Consider the following 25836-nt stretch of genomic DNA (forward strand, 5'->3'; position numbering starts at 1 on the left):
ATCCCTACTCATAAGCTTTCTTCTTTATACCGATCAAAGTATTGAAGCCATTTTAGTAGCTGGTTCTCTATATCAGGATTAGTACTTAAGGTAACAGACTGGAGTTGACCATTATGAAGATATAAATGCTCTGTCCATACCTTATCAATTTTCTTCTCAGCATAACCTAAGTGATGGAAATAAGCTTCTTGTATCCAATTCCTTTCATCTAGATTGATAAAAAAGATGAAAAAGCCACCCTGAATAGATTCGATTAATTTTTCTTTTGTTATATGATTTATATAATGAGGCTCAATGATGACAAGCTTATAATCTTCTAATGAGTTATCAATCATAAAGGAATACTTAACATGGATTGGAAGCTTTTCGAATGCTTGTACCATGGTCTCATTATCTCCAATATATTGAACACCAGAAGATAGCATTATTTCCTCTTTTTCTATGTCAGGAGAACAACCGTATAGTAGGAAAAATACTATAGTCATTAGGATTAATCTAATCAAATTATTCTCCTCTCAATCATAGAAACATTCTTAGGCCTTTTTTTAGTTACTCGCGTCCGGATAGGTTTCTCTTAAAAATGTCATGGACCGTTTAATTAGTGCTTTTAGCACCTCTACCTCGATATCAGCAAGCTTGTTAATATAAACACATGCTTTACCTGAAGTATGCTTTCCAAAGTTGGAGAGCAGTTCTTCTCGTTTAGGATCTCCTGTTGCAAAGTACAGACTAAATTTCGCTTTACGTGGCGAAAAGCCAACTAGTGGTGCATCGCCTTCATGACCCGAATCATATTTATAATGATACGATCCAAAACCAATAATACTAGATCCCCACATTTTAGCTGGATGTCCCGTTACCTCTGTAAAGATATCGAGTAAATGATAGGCATCCTCTCTTTTCCTCGGACTGTCAATCATTTCGATAAATTCTATCACACTATCATCATTCTGTTTCGTCTTTAACTCGTACATTTCCAATCACCCTCTCTAGTTCTACCCATTATGCTCGTTGAACTACCCCTACTTCTTAGTCTAGGTATAATCCCATCATTACTATATTACATTTCTAATTGTCCTTTATTAGATGCACGGCATCACGCACCAAATGTCGAATAGACCTATTCAACCATTTCTCCATAGTTACCTTCCATTGTAGCCAATATTCGGAATAATAACAACAAAAAAATAGTATTAGACTAGCTGCCTAATACTATTCATTGGGACCTTATTCTGCTGCTTCGCGCTTTCTTTGCTTCCTAGTTAAATAAATTACCGCAGAGACAAATAATAATAGAATGATGATCATAGGAGCAACAAATCCCCAATTTATACCTGTATTTTCTTCTACAATAAAGACATCAGCCGTCTCTCTTGCTAAGCCTAGCTTATATTCTCCATCATTTATTTCTCTTACAAGGTTATCACCGAGAATACCCCTTAACTGTAAATCAGGAGCAAGATCTGTAATGGATACGGATCTTGAGACACTATCATTATTAATTGCAATATACATGATTTCATCTTGATACGTACGCTTCATAACACTCATTCCTTCATTAGAACCAACCAATTCAAAATCTCCATACTGTAGAGCAGGGAATGTATTTCGTAGTGCTAACGCCTTCGTATAAACTTCTTCAAGATCTGGTTCTCCACTATTAAAGTTTACTAAACTATGGATTTGTTCTATCCCCGCACCATACATCGGCACTTCAGAACCTTGGAATAGTATAGGCACGCCAGGAGTAGTCAATAATGAAACAAGTACAAGCTTCCATGTATTGATATCATTTCGTTTATTTTCAGCAGCAACCTGGGTAAAGCGGTTTAGTGTTTTATTATCTACATAATGAAGACTGTTCTTAATTCCTAATTCTTCCCATTTCGTATAAATTTGTTCTACAGGATTATCCTCATGGGAAAACACATCCGCAATTGTTTGTGATAGTTCTGGATTATCTACTGCATCTATCGTTTGAATATTCATGAGTTCTTCAGAAACTTCCTCCCCAAGTACATTTGCAATAATGTATACATTAGGGCTTTCTGCTTTTATTTCCCTTGTCAATGTTTCAAGAAATTCTGGAGATGCTTGGTCTGCAGCATGTAAAATAAACCCATCTACATTCCCCTCATTCATCCAGAACTTCGCTACATCAATTAGCATAGCTTGTACTTCTGGATTAGCTTGATTTAAAACAGTAATATTTTCTAACCAAGGTTCCTTACTCGTATCTATATCCGCTTGTTGTACAATCCAATCCTGTTTGTCTGAATCAGTGACTATTGGGTGACTATTTGCAACATAATTTATCACTAATTCTAGCATTACTTTAATGTCACGATTATGTGCCTCTTGTACGAAGGACTGGAATTCTTCCATTGTGCCAAATTGCGGTTCTACGGAATAGAAATCTTCAATCCAATAACCATGATAGCCATCTTTGGCGTTCGCCATAATAGGCGATAGTGAGATAGCTGTGAAACCAATTTTCTTTATATCATCTAGTTTCACCATGATTCCTTTAATATCTCCACCGTGATATGCTAATGGATCGTCAATTCGTACTTGGTCACTAAATGCTTGACTCCCATTATTAAATCGGTCTACTAAAATATCATAAATGATTTCTTCCTGGATGCTATTCTCTTCCGCAAAGCTTATAGCTGGATATGTATGGAACAATACCAGTATTGCTATAAGCATACTTGCTATTTTTTTCATATTATATTCCTCCAGCATTATTTCTCTCTAATCCATTATTAACTAGTTCACTATATATTCAACATAGTCTATTAAGTTGTAAAAAACATTAGAAAAACTAACACATTCGCTCACTCTTTAACGAATGTGTTAGTCTTTCTTATGCTGATGGAGCCTGGGACAAAAGAATCTATCTGAAAGGAAAAACTGGTTGATGAGCAAAGACCCTGCTCCGGAAATATACTTGCGGTTGCTTCCAGTACAGGGGCGACATCTGCTCGAAAAGACCATCGCAGTGTCTACCTTGCACTTTATCACAGCATAAGTGCGACATCTGCTCGAAAAGACCTCGCAGTGTCTTCTTTACCGCCGGGCGGCTGCCTTAGCCAGGCTACTACTTGATAATCTTCCTTGCTGCCTTGCACCGAGGAAGCCCGCTTCGTAGCTTTGCTAGTAGACACAGGTGCATCCAAGGTCTCAACCTTGCCCTATCCTCCCGCAGGAGTCTACGTATATTTCCGGAGCTAGTATTGTATATCATTCAGTTTTGCATTTAATTCTTTTCGTTATGCCCCTCAACCTCTACCTGCCAAAAAAAGATGTCTTAGAAGATTCATTATCTCCTGAGACATCTCTTTCCGTTTTAATGAAATCCACCTGGTAAACGGAAAAATCCTAGGACTAATGTTATTAGAAATGATACTAGCAGTACAATCCAGCCAACTTTAGCAGAGTCGCCATCTTTAATCTTACCTAATGTCATCTCCATCCCTGCTATTACCCCGATACCAGCAATTCCTTTTACAATTGCTTCAGCCATCAATGGACTACCATTAAGGTAATTCATGAGTAAGTCACCACCAGAATAAAGAATGACTAGATAGTTTAAACGAAGAATCATGTGTACAATTTTAGCTGCTTTCTCATTTCCTTTTTTATGTAACACAATTGCTACAATTAACAGTATGAATGCCACTACCCAAGCCGTAACATGTAAATGTGTATTCATTCTTATCCTCCTAATTTTTAAACAAATCTATCGCAATTATATCTTATCACACCATATAAAGAAGTTCAGCTTATATGAAATATTTTTTATAAAGTTATTAAAAGAAATAGTAGATATAATCATTCATTTTATTGTATATTTATACTTGAAGATATAATTTTATAAACTTGTTAAATTATGGTACATTGCTAATATAGGAGGCGATTTTTTATGACGAAAACGAGTGAATTAATTATTAACCAAACCGAAACATATGGCGCTAAGAACTATCATCCACTACCAGTGGTTGTTGCGAAAGCAGAAGGAGTATGGGTTGAGGACCCTGAAGGAAATCGTTATATGGATATGCTAAGTGCATATTCTGCTGTTAACCAGGGGCACCGCCACCCTAAGATTATTGATGCTTTAGTAGAGCAAGCTGGAAGAGTAACCCTTACCTCTCGAGCATTCCACAATGATCAGCTTGGTCCATGGTATGAAAAAATTTGCAAGCTAACCAATAAGGACATGGCACTTCCGATGAATACTGGAGCAGAAGCAGTTGAAACAGCTGTGAAAGCTGCACGTCGCTGGGCATATGAAGTAAAAGGTGTTGAAGAAAACAAGGCTGAAATCATCGCATGTGAAGGTAACTTCCATGGACGTACCATGCTTGCTGTTTCCTTATCATCTGAAGCAGAATATAAGCGTGGTTTTGGGCCAATGCTACCTGGTATTAAATTAATTCCTTATGGAGACATTGACGCTCTTAAGGCCGCCATTAATGAAAACACAGCTGGTTTTCTCTTTGAGCCTATCCAAGGCGAAGCGGGAATTGTTATCCCACCAGAAGGATTCTTAAAGGAAGCATATGAAGTATGTAAAGAAAATAATGTTCTATACATTGCCGACGAAATCCAAGCTGGCTTAGCACGTACAGGTAAAATGTTCGCATGTGATTGGGAAGAGGTTGAACCTGATATGCTTATCCTAGGGAAAGCATTAGGTGGAGGCGTCATGCCGATTTCATGTGTTGTTGCTAATAGTGACATCTTAGGCGTATTTAATCCAGGCTCACACGGTTCCACATTTGGTGGTAATCCATTAGCTTGTGCCGTATCTTTAGCTTCTCTTGAAGTGCTAGAGGACGAGAGGTTAGCAGAGCGTTCTTTAGAACTTGGAGAATATATGATGCAGGAATTACGTTCCATCGACAATCCAAAAATAAAAGAAGTACGCGGAAAAGGACTGTTCATTGGTGTTGAGCTAACTGAATCTGCACGTCCATATTGTGAAGCATTAAAAGCTAAAGGTTTACTATGTAAGGAAACACATGAAAATGTAATTCGATTTGCACCACCACTTGTTATTGAAAAAAAGGATTTGGATTGGGCGCTTGAACATATTAAGGAAGTATTAAAAGGATAATCATTTCGTGCACCAAGATATAACTAAATATTAGACATATAACCGAATGATGCACGATACTAGCTCCGGTAAAATCGGGGACCTTCAAGTTTGTGCTACTCATTCGGTTTTTCTTTTACCTTATCCATTTGTGCCTAAAGCTCCATCTCGTTTTACGTGTAATAATTGTTATTACACTACAAATTGAGATGTCCCGTTGGTTTCAGTCCATTCTCACACTCTCTACTCTACACTGCCACAACCTATAAATTAAGACAATCCCCACTTTCAACAATTCCGTTCCTTTACATAAACTATCTAAGAGGAGGATTCATATGCCAGCAAAAGTAGGTGCAGTAAAAGTAAACAATGTATCGTCATCTAGTATTTTTAACATTGGGGACGTGTATGCGATGAATCCGGTAAGTAGCGCGAAGACTTATGCTGGTGGAGGATCTTTTAATACTGGAGATGGATTACGAATTAATTTAAGCCAATCCAACACCTATGTTTATGATAAAGATTTCATTGATCAGCCAACAGCTTAACATACTGGAGTGAATATCCATGAACATTACCGTTCATCAATCGATTCATATTAATCTATTAAAAGTCGGTTCGATTACAAACTCCTCCGTATTACAAATAGGTAGTACCGGGGCAATACAAGCGAAATCAGAGTTATATAATACAGGGGGATTTACTGAATTCGCTGAAGAAGCGGAAGCACAGGATCAGATTAGTCCACTAGTGCAACTTAGCCCACTGAATCCTATCACATAATTCCACTTACCGCATAGGATATTCATAGGTATTAGCCTAAAACGAGAATAAACAACAGCCTTAGATAGTTTGTCAGGTAAGGGGAATGACTATGAATATGTATGATTGGAATAAATACATCTATGAAATACAGCAAGCTACATCCAAACAAAGTGAACAAATTAGATTACTTGAAGAAAGAATAGCTATTTTAGAAAAGCAAATTCAAGAAAATTCTAAGCCAACTGTTGATAAAATAGAGTACCATTTTGATCAGCTTAAAATAGAACGATTAGACGGAACACTGCACATTGGGCTTTCCCCGAATGAATTAGCTAACATAGATGACTTAGGGATTCCAACTATGCAAATGTCCAATGTTCAGCAACATCCACCATCAACACTAAACCAAAACCTTATTCCTACCTTGAATAATTTTGTGAATCAACAAGGGCCAGAAATGATTCGTAGCCTGTCCCAAAAATATAATAAACCGATTGATAAGAAATTAGAAGGTGACATGATTCATGATATTTTAGGTCAAATTCCGAACCGAATTGCCTTCTATGAAAAAGAAGCGAGAGAAAAACATCAATTCACCAACAGACCAGAATTGGAAAGTTTTATCGTGGATCACATAAAAAAAGAAATCTACCATTCATTACAACGCTTTATGGAAACGACTGATAGTGAAGAAGGAGAGGCTACATGAATATAGAAGTGCATAATTGGGGATTAACAGTAGGAGATGTTGCGATTGAAGCCGTTGCTTCTTCCTCTGTATTTTTAATCGGTGATAATGAAACAATTAAATTGGCTTCCTTTTATGATACGCCGCCAGAATCTTATATCGTTGGTACGATTGTTCCACTATCTCCTGTTTGAGGTGAGAATATGCAACATCGATATGTTCAGGTTTTAAATACAGCGGTTAATTCTATTGCGTTTAGTTCTATCTTCAATATTGGGGATACCGTACACTTTAATCCAACTTTCAATGGTATTGCCGTACAACGTGAAGGTACTGTTTGGAATGATGATTATGACTTAGACTTTGAAGACTTTTCACTTTTCCAACGAGAAGCTAGTTGGATAGAAGAAGAATTACCTGTTGCGATGCATCGTTATCATCGGAATGGACAGATTAATGTAGGTGGCGTTTCAATTACCGGGGTGAGTGAGTCTTCTTCTGTGCATATTGGAGGATTACAGCATATTAATGCAGAGGCTAGAATTAAACATATTCGTAAACTAAAAGATTAAAAAAGTACTAAACTTACACACAGGTTCCTAGAAAGCAACATACTGTAAAGTAAACTCTTATTTTAGTAGGTGTTTTGCATGCCATCAATCGTCGGACCAGTTAAAATTAATAGTGTTGGGGGTGGCGTTGTCAATTTTGGTGATTCTTTTTATCTTTCACCAAAGAGCTCGTCTAAAACGGTGACTGGTGCTGGCTCTCTCAACACTGGAGACTTTATTAACACAAATACTGGAGGAAATCTGACCAATCACTTTGATCCAGATATAAATGACCAAAACCTAACAGCCAATGCCTAAGTCATGGTCAGCTTGCTGGGGTAACTTTTTCTACTTGTAAAAAAAGCTCGTGTCGCCAAGATGATGTTACTCCCTTAGCGACATGAGTCTTTATTTAGGTACTTTTACTAATAGTTGCTTAGAGAAGAAGTAGAGATAGGTTTCTTGTACTGGTGCTCTCCAAATCGTTTCTAACGCATTTCGATATAATGTGAGCTGAATTTTATAACGACTTATAAGTCTTGAAATCAGCTCCTCATTAACCTCTTCCGTTATATGGTCTGTCTTATAATCTAAAATAATCCAACCACCTTCTGTAGGAACAACCGCATCAAATACACCTTGAACAAGGACTTGCTCATTCGTATTACTCTCCCAGCTTGCATAAACTTCTTTGGCTGGAAGTGTAATCGTAAATGGAACCTCACGATAAATCTTATCTGCTTCCATCATGAGGTGAGCAATCTCCGTGTCAAAGAATCTCTCTACTGCATCAATATCAACAGAATCCGCTTCTTCTCTTCGTAAAATCTCTCGAATAACTAATCCTTCGACATATTCGTTTATTTCCGTTTTGCTCATTTTTTTATACATAGGAAGGTGTTGCATGACCGTATGCATAACCGTTCCCTTCTCTGCCGCTGAAAGTTTTTTTTCCTTTTGCATAAAAATTGGCTTTTTAGTGATTGGCGTTTTAAACGGTTTTACTAGCTGTGTTGCACTAAATTCATCTTTTATTTCACGTTGCCGCTTAATTTCTGTAACACTTTGCTTCGCTCGTGAATAGGCTGCTTCCTCATAAGGGTATCGGTAAGAAAGGCGCTCCACTACGAAACGGTCTAAGTCTGGTTCAACGATATCTATTGATTGCCATGTTTTTATTTTTTCTTTAAGCTGTAAATCTTCCTCCAGTGATTCCTCATCTAAATTAGTTAATTCACTACCATGAATAATGGTAATGTCCCATGCAGAAGGATCTACTCGAATTTCTTCCAATATAACATCCTGGATTTCTTCTGTACGCAATGCCTCTGTTTGATGGTGGCGGGTTAATGCTGGTCCTACCCAGTCTAAGTAGGAGAGAGAACCAATCCGAAAATGCGCTGGTAATATCCATTCCGAATGCTCGATAACAGACTCCCATTTCTCCTGTTTCTTTTCCAATGAAGCAACATTTCCAACCATGACAAGCTTTTCTCTTGCTCGTGTTAATGCCACATAAAGCACACGCATTTCTTCCGCTAACAGCTCTCTTCTTTTCTCTTCCTTAATAGCATGATAAAACAGCGTTGGGTACGTAATCCGCTTCACCGGGTCAATATATTTCGTTGCAAACCCTAAATCTTTATGGAGTAAATAATTCTGACGTAAATCCATCATATTAAATTGCTTATCCATTGCTCCCACAATCACGACTGGGAACTCCAGCCCTTTACTTTTATGAATGGTCATGATCCGAACGACATCTTCTTGCTCACTTAACGCTCTAGCAGCACCTAGGTCATCCCCTTTTTCTTCCATTCTTTCGATAAAACGAAGAAATCGGAATAGTCCGCGGAATGACGTAGTTTCATAGCCCCTTGCCCTGTCATACAATGCTCTTAAGTTAGCTTGGCGTTGTCGACCACCTGGCATTCCACCAACAAAATCGAAAAAGCCTGTTTCCCGATAAATTTGCCATATTAATTCTGACAAGGCTCCTTGCCTTGCTTCAAGTCGGAATCGCTCCAGCAGCTCCATGAAACGATTCAATTTAGACGAAATCACATCATTATGGTTCTTACGATAGTTTTCTACAGCTTCAAAATACGTATTACGTGGGTCGGCTAAACGAACTTTAGCAAGTTCATCCTCATTTAATCCCAGTATTGGTGATTTCAACACCGACGCAAGTGGAATATCCTGTCTTGGATTATCAATCACCTTTAACAGATTCAACATAATTTTCACTTCTATAGCCTCAAAGTATCCCGTTGATAGCTCCGCATAAACAGGAATTCCTTGCTTTTTCAATTCATCCACAATAGTTGGTGCCCAAGTCATGGAGCGGAGTAAAATCACGATATCCCGATATTGAACATCTCGTAGTGTTTCACTCGTCTTGTCTACCACTTGTAGTGGTGCTTTGTCTTCTGTTCCTATCCATTGTTTAATTTTCATTGCGTACGCTCTGGCCTCTAGTTGTGCATACTCAAGATCTAGATAGTTTTCATCCCCTACTTCTCCCTCATCTTCTGTCACCTTTTTGTCTTCAGGTTGTTGACGATCGATGATAATTAGTTCCGGATTAGGCTCACTTATCGGTAGAGAATCGTACATTTTATTGGCATAGATTAATTCCGCATCCTCATCATAATTGATTTCACCAAGCTGTTCATCAAGAATTTGTCTAAAAATATAATTCGCTCCAATTAAAACAAGCTCTCGACTTCTAAAATTACTAGCTAAATCAATTCTTGTAGCAGGGTCATCTGCATTAGCGAATCGTTTATATTTTTCAATGAAAAGGGATGGCTCCGCATGTCTAAATCGGTAGATACTTTGTTTTACATCTCCTACCATAAACATATTACCCGGACCAACTTGGTCACTGATTAACGTTAGAATGGTCTCTTGTACTAGGTTGGTATCCTGATATTCATCTACTAAAAGCTCACTGAATTGCTTCTGTAAGTTCACAGCTACATTTGATGGCTTGGGCTCTTCCATCGTAGAAGACTCATCCATTAGTAGTTGTAAGCATAAATGTTCTAAATCAGAAAAATCCACAACCGCCTTCTCGCGCTTCGCTACAGCAAATCGATTTATAAAATCCTTCACGATATCTGTCAAAGCTCGGATCACAGGTGCTAAGTCACGCATGTCGTCTACATGGGAGGTAAGATTTCTACTAAACCAACTAGCTTTCATCTTTTCCCATTGTTTTTTATAACTATTCCGTAACTTTTGAACACTATTTTTAAGATCTTCATTAAAATCCTTACTTCGATTCGCTTTTAACCCATCGAAGCGCTTCTCTTGCATATACGCATGCAATTCATCCCAGTTGTCTATCCGAGCTACAGCATGCTGAAGCATGTCAAGATCAGCAAGAATCGTTTCCTCGTAATGATAAGGCCCATCGCTTTTTCTCGTAAGCTTCAGGGCATGATTCATTTCCTGTTCCATTCCACTAAACTTATCACGAATTTCTCGCTTTATAATCTCAAGCCAAGGCAGATCATCCTCAGCCCAATCTTCCGGAACTTCATACACTACCGCCAGATTATCTAACCAAGCTTCTGGCCAAGGATTTTGTATAGCAAAGTTATATAGTGCTAGTACTAATTTTTCTACATCGACATCATTACGATCCCCAGAAAACCGTTCGACTACCTGGAAGAACTTCTCTTGGTCTACACCTTCTCTACCATACCAATCCTCAAATAAGTCCTCCAGAACATCTTGTTGCATTAAATCAGCTTCCATATCATTAGCAATTCGGAAACTAGGATCGATATCAATTAAATACGCATACTGCTTTACAATATCTAAGCAAAAAGAGTGTAGTGTTGAAATGGATGCACGTTGTAATAATGACAACTGCTTTTTCAAATGATTCGAAGATGGATCCTGTTCCAACGCTTTCTCTAGTGCAAGTCCAACTCTATTTCGCATCTCTTGGGCAGCAGCATTCGTAAAAGTTACAACAAGAAGGGAATCAATATCAACTGGATTTTCCTTTTTCAATAACTTTTGAATGATCCGTTCAACAAGAACAGCTGTTTTTCCAGATCCAGCAGCTGCTGCAACTAATACATCATTCCCCTCTGTATAGATCGCTGCCTCTTGTTCCTTTGTCCATCTAACCATTGATATCCCCCTCCTCACTTCTAAGTTTTTCTAATACCTCATCTTCTTTCATTTCAGATAATCTTCTAAAGTTATTCGTTTCTAATGAAGCATCAAATTGACAAACCGATAAGAAAGGACAATACGTACAAGCAACCTTTTGCTTACGTTGATATGGGTTTAAGTGGACAGCCCCTCCGGTAATATCAATTCCAGCTTTATACATTAATCGATGAATATGTTCCTGCAGAGTAGAAAAAGTTTCCTGACCTGCTACTTTAGAATTTGCCGTAAAGCTTCCATCTTTCTTTAGTTTAGCTGGAATAATATCACTACCAGATTCCATGGAGGTATCCATCATTTGCACTACACGGTCATTATTAATGAGTAGTCCCTTCATTTTGTATCGTTTAAAAATCTCCTCTTCCAAATCCTCATCAGACATCCTTGTATTACCAGATATCATAGGATTGTGAACATGGAAATACAATACCCCAGCAGGTGTCGCTTTTTTCCCTAGCCATTGTTCCGACTGAGATAATACAACATCTAAATAGGTTAGCATCTGCAGAGCAATTCCATAATATACATCGACCATATCAAGCCCACGACTGCTTGATTTATAATCTATAATTCTCAAATATAAATCTTCTTGATCTATCGCCTTATCTACTCGGTCAATACGTCCTCGCAATTTAATTTCATATCCATTTGGTAATCGTAAGGATATTGGATTAAGCTTGTCTCCTTTTGACCCAAAACCTAGTTCTAACCCTACAGGTGAAAACTTACTTAATCTTGCTTGTTCACTAAGCACGTATGCTGCTCGAGCAATCGTCTGTTGAAGTTTACGTTGGATATATTGATATCGATTCGTACTGTGTAAAATTTGATGCTGTAATATTGGTGCTAGACTGTTTACTGCTCGTTCTGCATAAGCATTAGCTTCCTTTTTAGTTAGATGAGCAAAGTCTCTGCCTTCTTCTGTAATCCACTCCGTAATAATCTTCAGCGCTTCATGGAATAGGTTCCCTATATCTGGCGCATCCAATTTATAGGTTTTCCGTTCATTCAAGCCGAGGCTATATTGAGCAAAATGCTTATAAGAGCAATTAAAATACGTTTCTAACCTGGATACACTTGCTGTTAATTGCTTCGGATAGAGCTGTTTTACTGTCTCTTCTTCCATATCTGTTGGCGTATTTTCATAGTATAAGCTTTGTAAAACTCTATAAGTAGTATCGTATTTTTTATGATTCGTCATATACCAATTTAAGACATGCCACCATACTGGTTGAATTGGGTAACCTTTTCTACTTCTTGCCAGCTGAGCCGTAAGTGCGGACCTTGTTTTAACAGGGGTTGTAATAAAACGATCTGCTTCCAACAATTCATCAGGATCTTGTAGTAGAATATGCTCCTTACACGCTGGGAACATACTCTCTATTCGCTTAATCAGCTGGGATGGCATCTTTGTTTTACCTTGTTCGTCACTTAATGGATAGCTTATCCACAAATAATCTGAAGCAGCTGTAAATGCTAGATACATATAAAACCAATCATCTAAAAGCTGCCTTTTACTCGTATCCGCTAATTTCATACCATTAATGGCTAATAATTCTCGCTCACTTTCACTTATCATGCCATCAGCTGGTGGTTTGAGTGGCCAAACGCCATCATTAACTCCTACTAGGAATGAACACTTTATACCACTGATACGAGAGCGGTCAATGGTCCCTACTATTACATGATCTATGCTTGGTGGTACATGGGAAAATTTCAACGTTTCAAATCCTGCATCCAAAGTTGTCCGAAATACCGGTAAAGTCATCTCCTCATCTCCGGCCATTTCTACCATTTCATCAAACAAATGAATCAAGGCGTCCCACACCTGTTCTTGTTCACGACCTTTGGATAGCTGACCATTTTCATCATAAATATGACGCATTTCCTCTAACGCTTGAGTTGCACCGATTTTTTCTAGTAGTGTAAAGGTAATAAAACAAAGCTCCCGAATCGTAGTTGCACTACGAATTTGCTCATCAAATGCTCCTAGGGCCCGAACAACTTGATTTCGATAATGATTAATTCGTGTTTGCATTTCTATTTCTGCATCTGTTTGAGCGACACGATTAAATCCACGGAATCGTTGGAAAATCCAATCCTTTTCACTTAACCACTGCTTTCTCGACCGGATACCATATTCAATAACATAATTCTCTAATTCATCAATCGCATCATTGGTTAATGGATATTCCTCATCTGATGCTGGTATAAATCCAGTTTTCAGCATGCGAAACACAGCATCATAACGCCAATTAGCATCGACCACTTCTAGTGCAGAACGAATAAACTCAATTAAAGCATGATTTAGCATGCTTCGCTTTTCATCAATAAATACTGGAATATTATAGTCTTCAAAAATCGTTCCAATAATATCCTGGTATGTTTCAGTTTGGCGGATCAACACCGCTATATCACGATATCGATAATTTTTCTCACGTACTAATCGCAATATTTCCTGTGCTACCCCTTCTATTTCAGCACGTGGATGCACCGCTTCAGCAATTTGAATCGGTGCCTTCCCATCATACTTTGGTACAGGTCGAACATCAAAGTTTGCCTCCAAGTGTGCGAAATAAGGCTTGTCATAAAAAATACCATCTATCGGATTTAGAATTATACTATTTTCAACCTTAATTTGATTCGTTTCCGCCATCTGTTTTAAAACTTGATAAGTTTCTTTCGTTTGATAAAACAAATCCATATCAGATAAATTAGGATTCTCTGCATCATCAACAGTCAATGTAACGGTTATCCGTTCGCATTTCGTTAAAAGTGCCTCTACGACGACTAGTTCTTTCGGGGTAAAACGGTGAAACCCTTCAAAATAAATCTCCGCTCCTTCTAAACTCTTTGCTTCTTGGATTTTTTCCGCCAGTAATGTTAATTGATCCTCACTATCAATATAGTTATTGGCTAAAGCCTGTCCTAATTCTTTATAAATATAATGCAAATCATCTAGCTTATTTACCAATGCTCTTTCCCCTGGTTCTTTATGAGCATACTGATTTATTTGATATTTATGTGCTAATAATGTATCTGGTGTAATTTCGTAACGTTTAAATTCAGTAATCATTTTTTCCAATTGGGTTAAAAATCCTTGTTTCTCAACCGCTTTTTGGAATACGTTCCATTCCCCTTCTTTTTCTTCTATAATTTTACGGAGCATCATCTGTATTCCAACAGAACTAATAAATTGTCTTGTTGCTCCCCCTGTTTCCTGCAGGATTAGCCACGCTAATCGAGAAAAGCTTGTAACCTGTGTACGTGCACTACCTTGAAACGATTCATCTCGGAATAATGCATATTCCTGCTCAAAGGTCATTTGATCCGGAACAATATAAAATATTGGCGGACCTTGTGGATTAGCGGTCGATTTTTCTTTTATTTCCTCAAATGCTATCTCACTTTTGTTTGTGCCTGATCTCCCTAATATAAAGCGTAGTCCCACAAATAATACCCCCTTTAACATCTAATGAAAAAAACTCCTGTTTATATTATTCCATACAGAAGTTTTGTTTTTTTATTGCTATTTAACTTCTTCCGAATCTGGTACCTCTTTTTGCTTCGATTTTTGATGTAGCTTCTTCTCAATAAGCTTCCCAACAATCCAGAATAAAACAATACAAGCACCTACAATGATGGTTTTTATTGGGTTTTGGGCAAATGACACGATACTTGAACCAATATAGGAAATAGAGAATATCATGACAGATTTACCAAGTAATACCGCTAATATAAATTGGTACACATTAATATTAGATAACCCTGCAACAACATTGATTACGGACGATGGTGAAAATGGGAAGCACATTAGTAGGAACAATGGTCCAAATCCGTGTCTCTCTAACCAGCTTGTTACCTTTTGGACTTGTTTATTTTTACGTACTGAGACAAAGATTTTCTTATCACCGAGTTTCCGTATGATTAAAAATAACATAATCGAACCTAAACTAGATCCTGCCCAGGATAAAAGAAATCCTTCCAGTAATCCATAGGCAGCAGCGTTTGCCATTACAAAAACTACTAGAGGTAAGAAAGGAAGAAATGCTTCGATAAATGGAAGCAATATTCCCGGTAATGGGCCCAAGCTTTCATAACTTTGAAGCAGTTCCATTATATATTGATCTAATTCGTCATTTTGTAAAGCGATTTTCCAGTCTGTTATGATACTGTATAAATTCATCTAGTAAGACTCCCTATCCAAAGCCTAAATGTACAACTTTATTGTAATGTAAATTTCATTTTATGAAAAGCTTAACGAAAGATATATTCTTTCTAACTAACGCCATTATAAGTATAGCCTCACCCTTCCCGATATTTACCAATTAATTTTTTAACCTTTATAGTGTATTTTTTAAATACATTGGCGTATAATAAGAACAAATGTTCTTGTTTGGAGGGGGATTTATGCGCTATCTAACAGATGAAGAATTAAAAATCGCTTCACGCTTTCTTTTTCTTTCGATGGCAATTGTCGTAATTCAGCAGGATATTCAGCACATCCAAAAGGGGGCCTTCAAAATAAAAGAACCATATATACAGCTCTTAGAAAAGATGAATGCAAATGCACTTGACGAACGTAGACAATTACGGAGAAAAATGGAAGCGAAAAAGCTCCAAGTAATGCTAATTAATAAAAATGACTCTTTTTCTTCCTACCTCTTTTTATGTAGAGGAAAAGAGGAAAAACGAAATTACTTTAACCCGGCTATACGAAAAAAAGTTGAGGAAATTGTACAGGACATTATGTTGAAGGCTTTGGCCGAGGGCCAGTCTTATGCAGCTGCAAATGCTTGATTCGGTTGTCTAATTGATACCGAAATTGTGCCGTACGATGAATTTGATTCATGACGGAGCCATAAGACGCATCAAGACTCAGTTTTTTTCCATTTTTAAACACGATATCAGTTTTATCCCTTGTACGTGTTACATGATCAATATGCGAATGGGCAATCCACGAGCATTTTGCATTGGTGGGTGATGTCGTAGGAAAGAAGTACATGCCGCTAGAAGGATCGATTGAAATTGGCGCTTTATGTGTTATACCACAAATATCTCTAGTTCCATCCTGTCTGCCTTTGAGACTTGAGCCAAAGAATCTGCAAGCATAATCGATAAGCTTACTTGGAGATTGTTCCACCGTATATTCCGTTTCTTCCTCAAGAACATAGGTACGAACATTTCCAGCTTCATCCTGTTTAGCAACAACTGCTAAGGTTAATGGAGTAATTTCATGTAATGGGGAATACAATTCTTCCATATTCATTATTTAATCATCCTTTCATATTTAGATGAAAGGGTGAGGCTACATTTAATTTAACAGATTTTTTTATAAATTGAAACATACCAGCGACAAGTTTCAACAAAATAAAATATTAGCCACTTTTTATTCCTCATTTAGAAGATTTTCAGAAATATTTCCATCTGAGAATATTTTTTCTTGATTTGTTTCCACGTGGTTTTCCTCTACCGATAACAAGAAATTAGGATTTAGTAATGTAAAAGTCTCCAGCTCTGGACTTTTCTTTCTTTTTTTCACTGTTATGCCCTCCTTTTCTACTAGTATGGATATCTTCTATACGCCTCACACTAAGTACAATTCCATTTTAAACCGTTCCTAAAAGTTACATTCTAAATTGCGTACAAGACATTCCTGCCGTACAAAATTTTATAAATTCATCGACTCATCTTATATAAACTTGACCAATATAGTATAATTAATACATAAACCTTAAATTTTGATGCTTTAGAGAGAGAAAAGAAAGCGGGATACTTATGGAAAATTGGCTTGATTTCATTAATCAATATGGCTACATAGCCATATTCATTCTATTAACCTTAGGAATTATTGGGCTACCTGTACCAGATGAGGTGTTGCTAACCTATCTTGGATACGTTATCTCATTAGGGAATATGGACTATGTACTAACATATATAGCAGCGCTCTCCGGGGCAGTATGCGGTATTACCATCAGTTATTTCCTTGGTATTAAATTGGGAGAACCCTTCCTAAGAAAATTTGGCTCGAAATTCTTTATCAATGAAAAGATGATTAATCGAACGAATAGATTATTTAATCGGTTTGGATCGTTTGTCCTAGTAATCTGCTATTTCGTTCCGGGAGTAAGACATGTAGCAGCATATATCGGTGGAATCTCCAACTTTCCATTTAGACGTTTCGCTCTGTTTGCTTATAGTGGAGCCGTTATTTGGGTAACTACGTTTATCGTGTTAGGTAACCAATTAGGGAGTAATTGGAATGTTGTATTTGTTTTCATTCATAAACACATGTGGAACATACTTCCAATTGCTATTATTCTAATTCTTCTAGGCATTGGTATTTTTTATTATAATCGCAGAAAAAATTCATATATGGTTAATAAAAGGTAAAGGAATCTATTATGTTAAAAAAAACGCTCTTAAAATCGCTTGTAGAACTAACAGGTAATCCTATAAGTTCTACCATACTAAAATCATTTACAAAATCGCCATTAAGCAGACCATTAATCGGTCCATTTTCTAAAATTTATGGAATAGACACGCAAGAAATGAAATACCCTATTTCACATTATAAAAACTTGCATTCATTTTTTACTCGTAGTTTAAAGGAGAATGTACGACCAATAGACCCATCCCCAAATACATTAATCTCACCTGTAGATGCGGTAATAAGTGATTTCGGTAGAGTAAGCTCGGATTATACTTTTTCTATCAAGAATCGACCATACAGTGTAAATGATATTTTTGGAGATGTAAAAAAGGCTGATAGATATAAAGATGGCTATTTTTACGTACTTTATCTATCACCTAGTCACTACCATCGTATTCATTACCCAGTGGATGGAACATTAGTTTCGCGGTATGCCTTGGGGGAAAAATCATTCCCAGTCAATAACTTAGGAATGAGATATGGAAATAATCCACTCTCTACTAACTACAGAATAATATCCGAACTTTCAACTAGATTTGGTAGAGTAGCCGTAGTAAAAGTTGGTGCATTAAATATTAATAGTATTCAACTCTATCATTCTTCTGAAACCTGTTTAAAAGGAGAAGAATTAGGTTATTTTTCCTTCGGTTCCACCGTTGTTTTATTTATAGATAAAAACGACTCCTTTCAATCTAAGATTCACACGGATTCTGAAGTAAAAGTAGGAGAATCGATTGGTGAATGGAATCGCTGACTTAGGAAGTTGACAGGAAAAAAATCATCATGGAGGTTAATATGTTTCTTATCAAAAGAATTGAAAATTTAAAATTACGATCCCAAACGGCAAATTGCCTTACGTTACTTAATATTAGTTATGGAATAATTGCTACGATACTGGTGTTTAGAGGATTTACTCATTTGAGTCAGTTTTTCATTATATTAGCAGCGTTCTTTGACCGTTTTGACGGTATTGTTGCTAGGAAACTTAATATTGAATCGGAATTCGGGAAACAATTAGATTCCCTTAGTGATCTTGTGTCCTTTGGCATTGCGCCTGCTGTCCTAATATACTACATGGTCTTTCAGGAGAGATTGCCAGAATTAGGCATGCTAATTGTAACCCTTTATATTCTAACTGGCGCAATTCGCCTTGCACGCTTTAATGTAAAAGAATTTGACGGGGCATTTTACGGTGTTCCTACTACGGTTGCTGGAATCATAATGGTGTTAGGTTCCTTTTTTGCAGGCGTTTTACCAACCAATTTCTTTGTATTATTAACCCTGATCTTAAGCATATTAATGGTTAGTAATGTACGTATTCCAAAGATGTAAGAACAGATGTTTATTAAAATGGTTTTTACGATAGAAACTATAAACCCGGACTCATTCAAATTCTATCCCTAGAATTTGAATGAGTCCGGGTTTTTTACTTAATTTATATAGTTATTACTCAAGGTCTAGCTAATCTACTCCTCCTAATGAAACAATCCGGATTTCTTAGATTTTTCCTTTAGTTTATTAGTATGTTTATTAATCGTTTCTTTAAGAAAACCGCCTAAAACAATAGCGATACATCCAAATAATAACAGGAATAAGATATCATGGAAGGCACGTCTCCAAACAATTCCTCCCACCGCTTCACGCATTAAATCAATAGCATACGTAAATGGTAAAAACGGGTTAATCGCTTGGAAAAATTCAGGTAAAAGTACTACTGGGTATGTTCCACCTGATCCTGCAATTTGTAAAACAAGTAATACAATAGCCATAGCCTTTCCAACATCTCCAAATACAGAGACTAGCGTATAAACAATCGTGATAAATACTGCACTACACAACAGCCCAAACAGAATAAACCAAATTGGCTCACTTACTGTTACTTTGAGTAATAAATTATCTCCCAACGTCACAATAATCGTCTGTAAAAATCCAATACTCATAAATGTGAGCAATCTACCGAAATAAATTTGTCTTCCAGTAAACGCTTCTCTATGGTGATGAATATCTGTCGACAACAGTGAAATTAGTAACAAGCCACCTACCCAAATGGATAATACGGTATAAAATGGTGTCATACCCGTTCCGTAATTTGGAATCGGAAATAATTTATTCTCATTTAATACGACAGGCTCTGCAAAGAATCCTCGTTCTGCTTCTGGGTCATTTTGCAGTAGTTGTATTAAATCATCCATATCGGTATCAGCTTGAAGGTCACGAATTCGTTCAGCGATTTCCTTCACTTTATCATTAACATAAGGAAACTCATTACTTACATAATGTAACATATCCTGACCTTCCGACAAATTAGCATCTGTTCTAGACAACATTTGTTCCACTTCAGGGATGGTTGTTTGAATCTCTACCAGTATCTCTCTAGCCTCTGTAAGTGTCTGCTTAGCTCGGGATACTTCTTCCTGTACGGTAGGCTCGATTGTTTCTTTATAATAGCTCACGAATTCATCAATCTGCTCATTAACAGTTTCCGTACGATCCTTGAGCGTATCGACAATACTATCAATTTCTTCCTGCTTACTAATTAGGAATGATTGATATTCCTTCATTTGCTCCTGAAGTTGAACTAAATTTTGTTCCATATTTTCTAGTTCATCTAATGCTTGCTCCATTATTTCTTGGTTACTTCCACCATCTGGTTGCTCATCTTCTTGTTGGTCACCATTATCATCACCCTGCTGTTGAAGCTCGCGTAGAGATTCTTCAACTGCTTGCACCGATTGAATCATATCATCAATTTGTCCAATTGCCCTATCACTATCTAACGGATTTCCTTCGTTTAGATCAAGATTAGTCGAATCGAAAGTACGAACAAACTCATTCGTATCTGTAATCATTTGCTGGATATGTTCTAATTCCTCATCTATTTTTGGTGCTACCTCATTTAATCGATCTTCTGCTTCTTGAAGAAATTCCGTTGTTTGATCAATTGTTTCCAATCCACTAGTTGTTGTCTCTTCTACTTTCGGTATAAGACCTTGGGCTTTATCGATTAATTGTTTAGCGACGTCCGAATCATCTATTGTTTCAGAAAGCATTCTATGAATTTCAGGTAGGTTATCTTCTAGAGTAAAAATGTAATCCTCAAATCGTTCAATATCCGGTAAATTTTCTTCCAGTTCAATTCCAAGATCATTAAACTTTTCAAAAATAATCCCATTAACTGTAGAAATAAAATTACTACTAATTTCTTGTACGATTACACTGGCACCTTTTTCGGTTATTTTTGGTGCAATGGCATTAATTTTTTCATTAACGTAGTATTCGACATTAGCCTTTTTCGGTTCAGGCTCAATCACGGTACCAAGGCTTTCAGAAAAGTCCTCTGGGATTACAATTACTGCAAAATAATCCCCATACTCTAACTTCTCCATAGCCTTATCTTTATCAACAAAATGCCAATCTAGGGACTTGTTTTCTTTTAAAGATTCTACTAAGTCATCCCCAATATGGATTGTTTCATCTCGTACAGTAGCACCTTCATCCAAATTCACTACACCAACAGGAATTTGATCAGTATGACCATATGGGTCAAAGGAAGCACTAATATTAAACCATGCATATAGAGAAGGTAATAATATTAAACCACCAATCAAAATCGCTGCTACCCAATTTGTTCCTATATTTTTTATATCATTCCAAAAAATGTTCCAAGTAGACTTCATATGTTCATCGTCCTATTCTAAAGAAGTAATATAAGAATTATAGCAACTTCATAAGAGAAATACTAAGAATTACGCAAAAAACCAGCCCACGAGGTGAGCCGGTCTCTGAATTAATACAGTAAATTAATTAGATCTTCCTTTGTAATTCTACCAAGATAGTGCTCAACATCAACATTTTCAAGCGCTTCTTCTATCGCTTGCTTTTCATGACGAACACCTATTAATTTATTCTCAAGATCTTTTATTTCACCTAAACCAAAGAAATCTCCATAAATCTTACAATTTTCAATAATTCCTTTTTTCACATCAAAACGTACATCTAGCAGACCTGAAGGGAATTTATGAGATGCTTGTACATTGAATGCTGGCGATTTCCCATAGTTCCATTCCCATTTCTGATATCGCTCTTCGGAGATCTTATGGATATTCTCCCAATCCTCCTCTGTTAATTCATAACGAGGAACATCGTTTACATCTTCCACTTGAAAAACATGTTTTAAAATACGCTCTTTAAATTCTTCCATTGTGATTTTCTCATCAAGGAATTCAGAGATGTTTGCAACACGACTACGAATGGACTTAATTCCTTTTGATTCAATTTTTTCTTTTTTAACTTTAAGTGCCTTTACTACATTTTCTATTTCAGAATCAAGCATCAATGTACCGTGGCTAAACATACGACCTCTGGTAGAGAACATCGCATTACCGGAGATTTTACGCCCGTCTACAACTACATCGTTTCTTCCTTGTAGTTCAGCTGGAACACCAAGTTCATTCAACACTTCAATAACCGGTTTTAAAAACTTCGCAAAGTTATGGAAGCTTTCCCCATCATCCTTGGTGATAAAACTGAAGTTCAAGTTCTGTTCGTCATGGTAAACCGCTCCTCCACCGGAAAGGCGACGTACTACTTTAATATTATTTTCTTCCACATAATCGGTGTTAATCTCTTCAATCGTGTTCTGATTTCTCCCGATAATAATAGAAGGCTTGTTAATGTAAAATAATAAATATGTATCCTTCTCCCCAAAGTTTTGCAATATATATTCTTCAATAGCTAAGTTAATCATTGGATCGGTTATACCGTGATTGTCGATAAATTTCATCGTAAACCCCTCCTAAATAGTTAGTTCATTTCCAAATATTAGTTTATCGAAAAAAGATTTTCTAGGCAATGAAAAGCGATTACTTCCCCCATGTAAGTCCTTCTTCCGCAAGTTGAATACTTCCAGCAAAGACCTTACTAGCCTGTTCCACTAATTCTTGTCTGTTTCCATATTGAGGCAGATGACTCAATATCAATTCTTTTACATTAGCTTCCCTCGCGATAGTTGCCCCCTCTATACTTGTCATATGACCAGCCTGTGATCCGTCCTGATCCTCATAAAAATTACAATCCGTAATAAGTACATCTGCATCCCTACTAAATGAAATCCATTCTTCCTGGAAGCTAGTATCCGCAGTATAGACTAGAACCTTTTCTCCGTCGGTAATTCTCATGCCATAACATGGTACAGGATGCTTTGTCTTTAAGAAATCAATTTCGAATGGACCTACTGTTAATGTTTCACTTGGATTATATGCAATGGCTTCCGTATATTCATGGGTAAGTTTATTAAAGCCTTCTCTATCTTCTGTATGTGCATATATTGGCAAAATATCCTTGTTCCCTACTACATAAGACTGTACTAACCAAGCATATTGTAACACCCCTATATCAGCTACATGATCGTGGTGATAATGAGAAAGTATAACCGCATCAATATCTAACACGTGTTTAAATTGTTGTAATCTAGATAACGCTCCACTTCCTACATCAATTAATAAAGAAAAGCCATCTTTTTCTAATAAATAAGAAGAAGTTGCACTTACAGGAGCAGGGAACCCACCCCAATAACCAATTACCGTTAACTTCATGTTTGATCACCTCATAATCTTATTTTGTTGTAACACAGAATTGACCTTGTGAATACTGTTATAATACAATATATTTAATAAAGGAAAAGGAGGAAACCTCATTGATCAGTGTGCTTGAGTTTTTCCGAAACCTACCAAAGAAAAAGTGTCAGAAATGCGGTCTAGAAATAACCGAACAGGCAGATTGTTATATCTCCATTTGTGAAGATTGCGATCACCCAGCACGATAAATTATCTACTTTCCTCCCAATTGTAATCTTAAAAAAGATAGGATACAACTTTTGCACAGCTATTAACAGATAGCTGTATTTTTTTTATTTATTTAGACAGATCGTAATGACTGTATACCAGTTGAATTTTTCTCAATCATCGGGAGGAGAATATGATTTCTCATTGATTACCTCTTTATTCGTTTAATTAACTTAAATTCTTGTCTCACGTAATTAATTGAACACTTCTAATCATTAGTTTGAACTAGATGCTTCCGTCTCTTTTTCTATTTAACTATCCAGAATTTTCACCTTTGGAGCATGCCTTATCGCCTTAAGTTTTCTCATCTACTAAATTAGGAGCATAAATTCCTAATAAATTTTTAAAAAATTACAACTAAATCATATCCTTCTAGTAATTTTTGTATTATAATATTTAGACTACCGAAATATTTTTAAGGAAGGGGATTGTATTATGACAACAACACAAACTAAAAGACTACTACGCTCTGAAGTACCTGAAGAGCAAAAATGGAACCTGACTGACTTATTCCCAACATTTGAGGATTGGGAAAAAGAACTACAAGCTGTACAAGCTGATATCACGGAAGTTACCAAGTATAAGGGTAAGCTAGGAAATGATGCAAAAACATTATTAAACTGCCTTACAACACTAGAAAAATACCGTGAGCGTTTTGTTCGCGTATTTACATATGCTAGCCTGAAGTCCAGTGCTGATGGGAGTGATCCAGATAACCAACGTGATTCTGCAAGAGTTTCTTCTGCTGGTGCCTCTATCGGAGCAAAATTATCCTTCGTACAATCTGAACTTCTAGCTTTACCAGAAGGACAAATCGAACAATTTATGAACGAAGAAGATGCACTTCAACTTTATAAGAAGATGCTAGATGATATTTTAGAAGACAAACCACATACATTAGCACCTGAAATTGAAGAAACATTAGCTGCACTAGGTGAAGTACATGATGCTCCTTATATGATCTACTCTCGTAGTAAAGCAAGTGACATGGTATTTGACTCTATCCAAGACGAAGATGGTAATGAATTACCAATGTCTGCAGCATTATATGAAGACCGCTATGAGTTAGAAGCAAGCACTAAGCTGCGTCGTGATGCATATGACTCTTTTACTAAAACATTAAACCAATATAAAAATACCTTTGCAGCAACCTATGCTACAGAAGTAACGAAACAAGTAACCATGTCTCGTCTACGCAATTATGAATCTGTAACAGACATGCTACTAGCACCGCAACAAGTAACAAAAGAAATGTATGATAATCAGCTAAATGTCATCCAAGAAGAGCTAGCGCCACATATGCGCCGCTATGCTAAATTGAAAAAGGAAAAACTAGGCCTTGATGAAATGAGATACAGTGATTTAAAAGCACCACTTGATCCAGAATTCAATCCAAAAACAACGTATGAAGAAGCAAAATCAGTTATTTTAGAGGCTTTAAAAGTAATGGGACCTGAATATACAGAAATAATGGAAAAAGGTCTTAACGAGCGTTGGGTAGACTTAGCTGATAATGTTGGCAAGGCAACAGGGGCATTTTGTTCAAGTCCATATGGTGTTCATCCTTATATCCTTATTACTTGGACTGACACGATGCGAGGAGCATTCGTATTAGCACACGAACTAGGACATGCAGGACATTTCTACCTTGCAGGTAAAAATCAATCCTTATTTAATACTAGACCTTCTACTTACTTTGTAGAAGCACCATCTACGATTAATGAATTACTATTAGCTAATCATTTAATGAGCTCTACAGATGATAAACGTATGAAGCGATGGGTTATTACACAATTATTAGGGACGTACTACCATAACTTTGTAACACACTTATTAGAAGGAGAATATCAACGTCGTGTATATGCATTGGCAGAGGCAGGCACTCCACTAACTGCAAGTGTACTAACACAACAAAAACGTGAAGCACTTGAAAACTTCTGGAGTGATGCTGTTACATTGGATGAAGGGGCTGGACTTACTTGGATGCGTCAACCTCATTATTACATGGGGCTATATCCATATACGTATTCTGCGGGATTAACCGTATCTACTGCAGTAGCAAACCGAATTCAAGAAGAAGGGAAACCTGCTGTGGATAGTTGGTTAGAAGTGCTTAAAGCCGGAGGAACATTAAAACCGTTAGATTTAATCAAGAAAGCTGGTGTCGATATGTCTAAGCCAGATGCTATCCGTGAAGCGGTTGCCTTTGTTGGTTCCTTAGTAGATGAACTTGAAAAGAGTTATGAATAATAGCAAAAAAATAG

At 36.9% G+C, this 25836-nt stretch carries 25 protein-coding genes; 13 read left to right on the forward strand and 12 right to left on the reverse strand.

The window, feature by feature from the left end; translation table 11 throughout:
- Positions 1 to 8 precede the first annotated feature (8 nt).
- The 4 genes from KGF86_RS09725 to KGF86_RS09740 form a co-directional block, all read right to left on the reverse strand.
- The gene (locus tag KGF86_RS09725; RefSeq protein WP_211741719.1) at positions 9 to 503 is read right to left on the reverse strand and encodes a hypothetical protein; all 495 of its coding nucleotides are present in this window, start codon (positions 501 to 503) and stop codon (positions 9 to 11) included.
- Positions 504 to 545: 42 nt separating this feature from the next.
- Positions 546 to 974: a DUF1801 domain-containing protein gene (locus KGF86_RS09730; protein WP_211741720.1), complete on the reverse strand. Its 429-nt coding sequence runs from the start codon at positions 972 to 974 to the stop codon at positions 546 to 548.
- Positions 975 to 1227: 253 nt separating this feature from the next.
- On the reverse strand, positions 1228 to 2727 hold the full coding sequence (locus tag KGF86_RS09735) for an alpha-amylase family glycosyl hydrolase (RefSeq protein ID WP_211741721.1): 1500 nt from the start codon (positions 2725 to 2727) through the stop codon (positions 1228 to 1230).
- Positions 2728 to 3349: 622 nt separating this feature from the next.
- Complete coding sequence (locus KGF86_RS09740; RefSeq protein ID WP_211741722.1) at positions 3350 to 3715, reverse strand: YisL family protein; 366 nt, start codon at positions 3713 to 3715, stop codon at positions 3350 to 3352.
- A gap of 210 nt (positions 3716 to 3925) precedes the next feature.
- Here KGF86_RS09740 and KGF86_RS09745 point away from each other — a divergent pair, with 210 nt between their 5' ends.
- The 7 genes from KGF86_RS09745 (at position 3926) to KGF86_RS09775 (ending at position 7423) form a co-directional block, all read left to right on the forward strand.
- On the forward strand, positions 3926 to 5122 hold the full coding sequence (locus tag KGF86_RS09745; RefSeq protein WP_186869364.1) for an ornithine--oxo-acid transaminase: 1197 nt from the start codon (positions 3926 to 3928) through the stop codon (positions 5120 to 5122).
- A 314-nt stretch (positions 5123 to 5436) separates the two neighbouring features.
- Complete coding sequence (locus KGF86_RS09750; protein ID WP_186869363.1) at positions 5437 to 5649, forward strand: spore germination protein; 213 nt, start codon at positions 5437 to 5439, stop codon at positions 5647 to 5649.
- A 19-nt stretch (positions 5650 to 5668) separates the two neighbouring features.
- Complete coding sequence (locus KGF86_RS09755; RefSeq protein ID WP_186869362.1) at positions 5669 to 5884, forward strand: spore germination protein GerPB; 216 nt, start codon at positions 5669 to 5671, stop codon at positions 5882 to 5884.
- Between the two features lie 91 nt (positions 5885 to 5975).
- Positions 5976 to 6575 carry a spore germination protein GerPC gene (gene gerPC, locus KGF86_RS09760; protein WP_211741723.1) on the forward strand — a complete coding sequence of 200 codons (600 nt, stop codon included), beginning with the start codon at positions 5976 to 5978 and terminating at the stop codon, positions 6573 to 6575.
- On the forward strand, positions 6572 to 6748 hold the full coding sequence (locus tag KGF86_RS09765; RefSeq protein WP_186869360.1) for a spore gernimation protein GerPD: 177 nt from the start codon (positions 6572 to 6574) through the stop codon (positions 6746 to 6748). Before gerPC ends, KGF86_RS09765 begins: the two co-directional genes overlap by 4 nt.
- Before the next feature lie 9 nt (positions 6749 to 6757).
- Positions 6758 to 7126, forward strand: coding sequence for a spore germination protein GerPE (locus KGF86_RS09770; RefSeq protein WP_186869359.1), 369 nt, complete (start codon positions 6758 to 6760; stop codon positions 7124 to 7126).
- A 78-nt stretch (positions 7127 to 7204) separates the two neighbouring features.
- A complete protein-coding gene (locus KGF86_RS09775; protein WP_186869358.1) occupies positions 7205 to 7423 on the forward strand; it encodes a spore germination protein in 219 nt (72 codons plus the stop codon).
- A gap of 90 nt (positions 7424 to 7513) precedes the next feature.
- On the opposite strand, the gene addA is transcribed toward KGF86_RS09775, so the two are convergent.
- The 3 genes from addA to KGF86_RS09790 form a co-directional block, all read right to left on the reverse strand.
- Positions 7514 to 11254, reverse strand: a complete 3741-nt coding sequence (gene addA, locus KGF86_RS09780) for a helicase-exonuclease AddAB subunit AddA (protein WP_211741724.1) — start codon at positions 11252 to 11254, stop codon at positions 7514 to 7516.
- Positions 11247 to 14747, reverse strand: coding sequence for a helicase-exonuclease AddAB subunit AddB (gene addB, locus KGF86_RS09785; protein WP_211741725.1), 3501 nt, complete (start codon positions 14745 to 14747; stop codon positions 11247 to 11249). The genes addA and addB overlap by 8 nt, the downstream gene beginning before the upstream one ends.
- A gap of 78 nt (positions 14748 to 14825) precedes the next feature.
- Positions 14826 to 15482, reverse strand: a complete 657-nt coding sequence (locus KGF86_RS09790; protein WP_211741726.1) for a TVP38/TMEM64 family protein — start codon at positions 15480 to 15482, stop codon at positions 14826 to 14828.
- A gap of 224 nt (positions 15483 to 15706) precedes the next feature.
- Between KGF86_RS09790 and KGF86_RS09795 the strand changes: the two genes are divergently transcribed.
- Positions 15707 to 16096, forward strand: coding sequence for a YhjD family protein (locus KGF86_RS09795; RefSeq protein ID WP_186869354.1), 390 nt, complete (start codon positions 15707 to 15709; stop codon positions 16094 to 16096).
- Here the strand turns inward: KGF86_RS09795 and KGF86_RS09800 are convergent.
- Together KGF86_RS09800 and KGF86_RS09805 are read right to left on the reverse strand one after the other, a co-directional pair.
- Positions 16044 to 16565, reverse strand: a complete 522-nt coding sequence (locus tag KGF86_RS09800; RefSeq protein ID WP_246521448.1) for a competence protein ComK — start codon at positions 16563 to 16565, stop codon at positions 16044 to 16046. The genes KGF86_RS09795 and KGF86_RS09800 overlap by 53 nt on opposite strands.
- Positions 16566 to 16685: 120 nt before the next feature.
- Positions 16686 to 16838 carry a hypothetical protein gene (locus KGF86_RS09805; RefSeq protein ID WP_186869353.1) on the reverse strand — a complete coding sequence of 51 codons (153 nt, stop codon included), beginning with the start codon at positions 16836 to 16838 and terminating at the stop codon, positions 16686 to 16688.
- 236 nt (positions 16839 to 17074) lie between these two features.
- On the opposite strand from KGF86_RS09805, the gene KGF86_RS09810 reads away from it, so the two are divergent.
- From KGF86_RS09810 to pssA, 3 genes are read left to right on the forward strand one after another with little or no spacing between them, the layout of a single operon-like run.
- Positions 17075 to 17689 (forward strand): DedA family protein, encoded by a 615-nt coding sequence (locus KGF86_RS09810; RefSeq protein WP_186869352.1) that lies wholly within the window; start codon positions 17075 to 17077, stop codon positions 17687 to 17689.
- A gap of 11 nt (positions 17690 to 17700) precedes the next feature.
- Positions 17701 to 18483 carry a phosphatidylserine decarboxylase gene (locus KGF86_RS09815; protein WP_211741727.1) on the forward strand — a complete coding sequence of 261 codons (783 nt, stop codon included), beginning with the start codon at positions 17701 to 17703 and terminating at the stop codon, positions 18481 to 18483.
- A 41-nt stretch (positions 18484 to 18524) separates the two neighbouring features.
- On the forward strand, positions 18525 to 19061 hold the full coding sequence (gene pssA, locus KGF86_RS09820) for a CDP-diacylglycerol--serine O-phosphatidyltransferase (RefSeq protein ID WP_186869413.1): 537 nt from the start codon (positions 18525 to 18527) through the stop codon (positions 19059 to 19061).
- Between the two features lie 143 nt (positions 19062 to 19204).
- Here the strand turns inward: pssA and KGF86_RS09825 are convergent, their stop codons facing one another.
- The 3 genes from KGF86_RS09825 to KGF86_RS09835 all read right to left on the reverse strand — a co-directional run bounded on the left by KGF86_RS09825 (position 19205) and on the right by KGF86_RS09835 (position 23323).
- Positions 19205 to 21406: a YhgE/Pip domain-containing protein gene (locus KGF86_RS09825; protein ID WP_186869350.1), complete on the reverse strand. Its 2202-nt coding sequence runs from the start codon at positions 21404 to 21406 to the stop codon at positions 19205 to 19207.
- A gap of 110 nt (positions 21407 to 21516) precedes the next feature.
- Positions 21517 to 22512 (reverse strand): lipoate--protein ligase, encoded by a 996-nt coding sequence (gene lplA / locus KGF86_RS09830; protein WP_186869349.1) that lies wholly within the window; start codon positions 22510 to 22512, stop codon positions 21517 to 21519.
- 79 nt (positions 22513 to 22591) lie between these two features.
- Positions 22592 to 23323: an MBL fold metallo-hydrolase gene (locus KGF86_RS09835; protein WP_211741728.1), complete on the reverse strand. Its 732-nt coding sequence runs from the start codon at positions 23321 to 23323 to the stop codon at positions 22592 to 22594.
- 101 nt (positions 23324 to 23424) lie between these two features.
- On the opposite strand from KGF86_RS09835, the gene yhfH reads away from it, so the two are divergent.
- Both yhfH and pepF read left to right on the forward strand, forming a co-directional pair.
- The gene (gene yhfH / locus KGF86_RS09840; protein WP_186869347.1) at positions 23425 to 23553 is read left to right on the forward strand and encodes a protein YhfH; all 129 of its coding nucleotides are present in this window, start codon (positions 23425 to 23427) and stop codon (positions 23551 to 23553) included.
- Positions 23554 to 24007: 454 nt separating this feature from the next.
- Positions 24008 to 25822 carry an oligoendopeptidase F gene (pepF, locus tag KGF86_RS09845; RefSeq protein WP_211741729.1) on the forward strand — a complete coding sequence of 605 codons (1815 nt, stop codon included), beginning with the start codon at positions 24008 to 24010 and terminating at the stop codon, positions 25820 to 25822.
- The last annotated feature ends 14 nt before the right edge of the window (positions 25823 to 25836 follow it).

The organism is Ornithinibacillus massiliensis (genome assembly GCF_018310345.1).
Taxonomy (GTDB): domain Bacteria; phylum Bacillota; class Bacilli; order Bacillales; family Amphibacillaceae; genus Ornithinibacillus; species Ornithinibacillus massiliensis.

What these genes read in the sequence shown, in the direction of transcription:
- addA (WP_211741724.1), bottom strand. Translation starts at nt 11,254, where the DNA reads ATGGTTAGATGGACAAAGGAACAAGAGGCAGCGATCTATACAGAGGGG.
- KGF86_RS09775 (WP_186869358.1), top strand. Translation starts at nt 7,205, where the DNA reads ATGCCATCAATCGTCGGACCAGTTAAAATTAATAGTGTTGGGGGTGGC.
- KGF86_RS09810 (WP_186869352.1), top strand. Translation starts at nt 17,075, where the DNA reads ATGGAAAATTGGCTTGATTTCATTAATCAATATGGCTACATAGCCATA.
- KGF86_RS09745 (WP_186869364.1), top strand. Translation starts at nt 3,926, where the DNA reads ATGACGAAAACGAGTGAATTAATTATTAACCAAACCGAAACATATGGC.
- KGF86_RS09735 (WP_211741721.1), bottom strand. Translation starts at nt 2,727, where the DNA reads ATGAAAAAAATAGCAAGTATGCTTATAGCAATACTGGTATTGTTCCAT.
- KGF86_RS09770 (WP_186869359.1), top strand. Translation starts at nt 6,758, where the DNA reads ATGCAACATCGATATGTTCAGGTTTTAAATACAGCGGTTAATTCTATT.
- KGF86_RS09755 (WP_186869362.1), top strand. Translation starts at nt 5,669, where the DNA reads ATGAACATTACCGTTCATCAATCGATTCATATTAATCTATTAAAAGTC.
- pepF (WP_211741729.1), top strand. Translation starts at nt 24,008, where the DNA reads ATGACAACAACACAAACTAAAAGACTACTACGCTCTGAAGTACCTGAA.
- KGF86_RS09790 (WP_211741726.1), bottom strand. Translation starts at nt 15,482, where the DNA reads ATGAATTTATACAGTATCATAACAGACTGGAAAATCGCTTTACAAAAT.
- lplA (WP_186869349.1), bottom strand. Translation starts at nt 22,512, where the DNA reads ATGAAATTTATCGACAATCACGGTATAACCGATCCAATGATTAACTTA.
- KGF86_RS09740 (WP_211741722.1), bottom strand. Translation starts at nt 3,715, where the DNA reads ATGAATACACATTTACATGTTACGGCTTGGGTAGTGGCATTCATACTG.
- gerPC (WP_211741723.1), top strand. Translation starts at nt 5,976, where the DNA reads ATGAATATGTATGATTGGAATAAATACATCTATGAAATACAGCAAGCT.
- KGF86_RS09835 (WP_211741728.1), bottom strand. Translation starts at nt 23,323, where the DNA reads ATGAAGTTAACGGTAATTGGTTATTGGGGTGGGTTCCCTGCTCCTGTA.
- KGF86_RS09800 (WP_246521448.1), bottom strand. Translation starts at nt 16,565, where the DNA reads ATGAATATGGAAGAATTGTATTCCCCATTACATGAAATTACTCCATTA.
- pssA (WP_186869413.1), top strand. Translation starts at nt 18,525, where the DNA reads ATGTTTCTTATCAAAAGAATTGAAAATTTAAAATTACGATCCCAAACG.
- KGF86_RS09765 (WP_186869360.1), top strand. Translation starts at nt 6,572, where the DNA reads ATGAATATAGAAGTGCATAATTGGGGATTAACAGTAGGAGATGTTGCG.
- KGF86_RS09815 (WP_211741727.1), top strand. Translation starts at nt 17,701, where the DNA reads ATGTTAAAAAAAACGCTCTTAAAATCGCTTGTAGAACTAACAGGTAAT.
- KGF86_RS09825 (WP_186869350.1), bottom strand. Translation starts at nt 21,406, where the DNA reads ATGAAGTCTACTTGGAACATTTTTTGGAATGATATAAAAAATATAGGA.
- KGF86_RS09730 (WP_211741720.1), bottom strand. Translation starts at nt 974, where the DNA reads ATGTACGAGTTAAAGACGAAACAGAATGATGATAGTGTGATAGAATTT.
- KGF86_RS09750 (WP_186869363.1), top strand. Translation starts at nt 5,437, where the DNA reads ATGCCAGCAAAAGTAGGTGCAGTAAAAGTAAACAATGTATCGTCATCT.
- KGF86_RS09795 (WP_186869354.1), top strand. Translation starts at nt 15,707, where the DNA reads ATGCGCTATCTAACAGATGAAGAATTAAAAATCGCTTCACGCTTTCTT.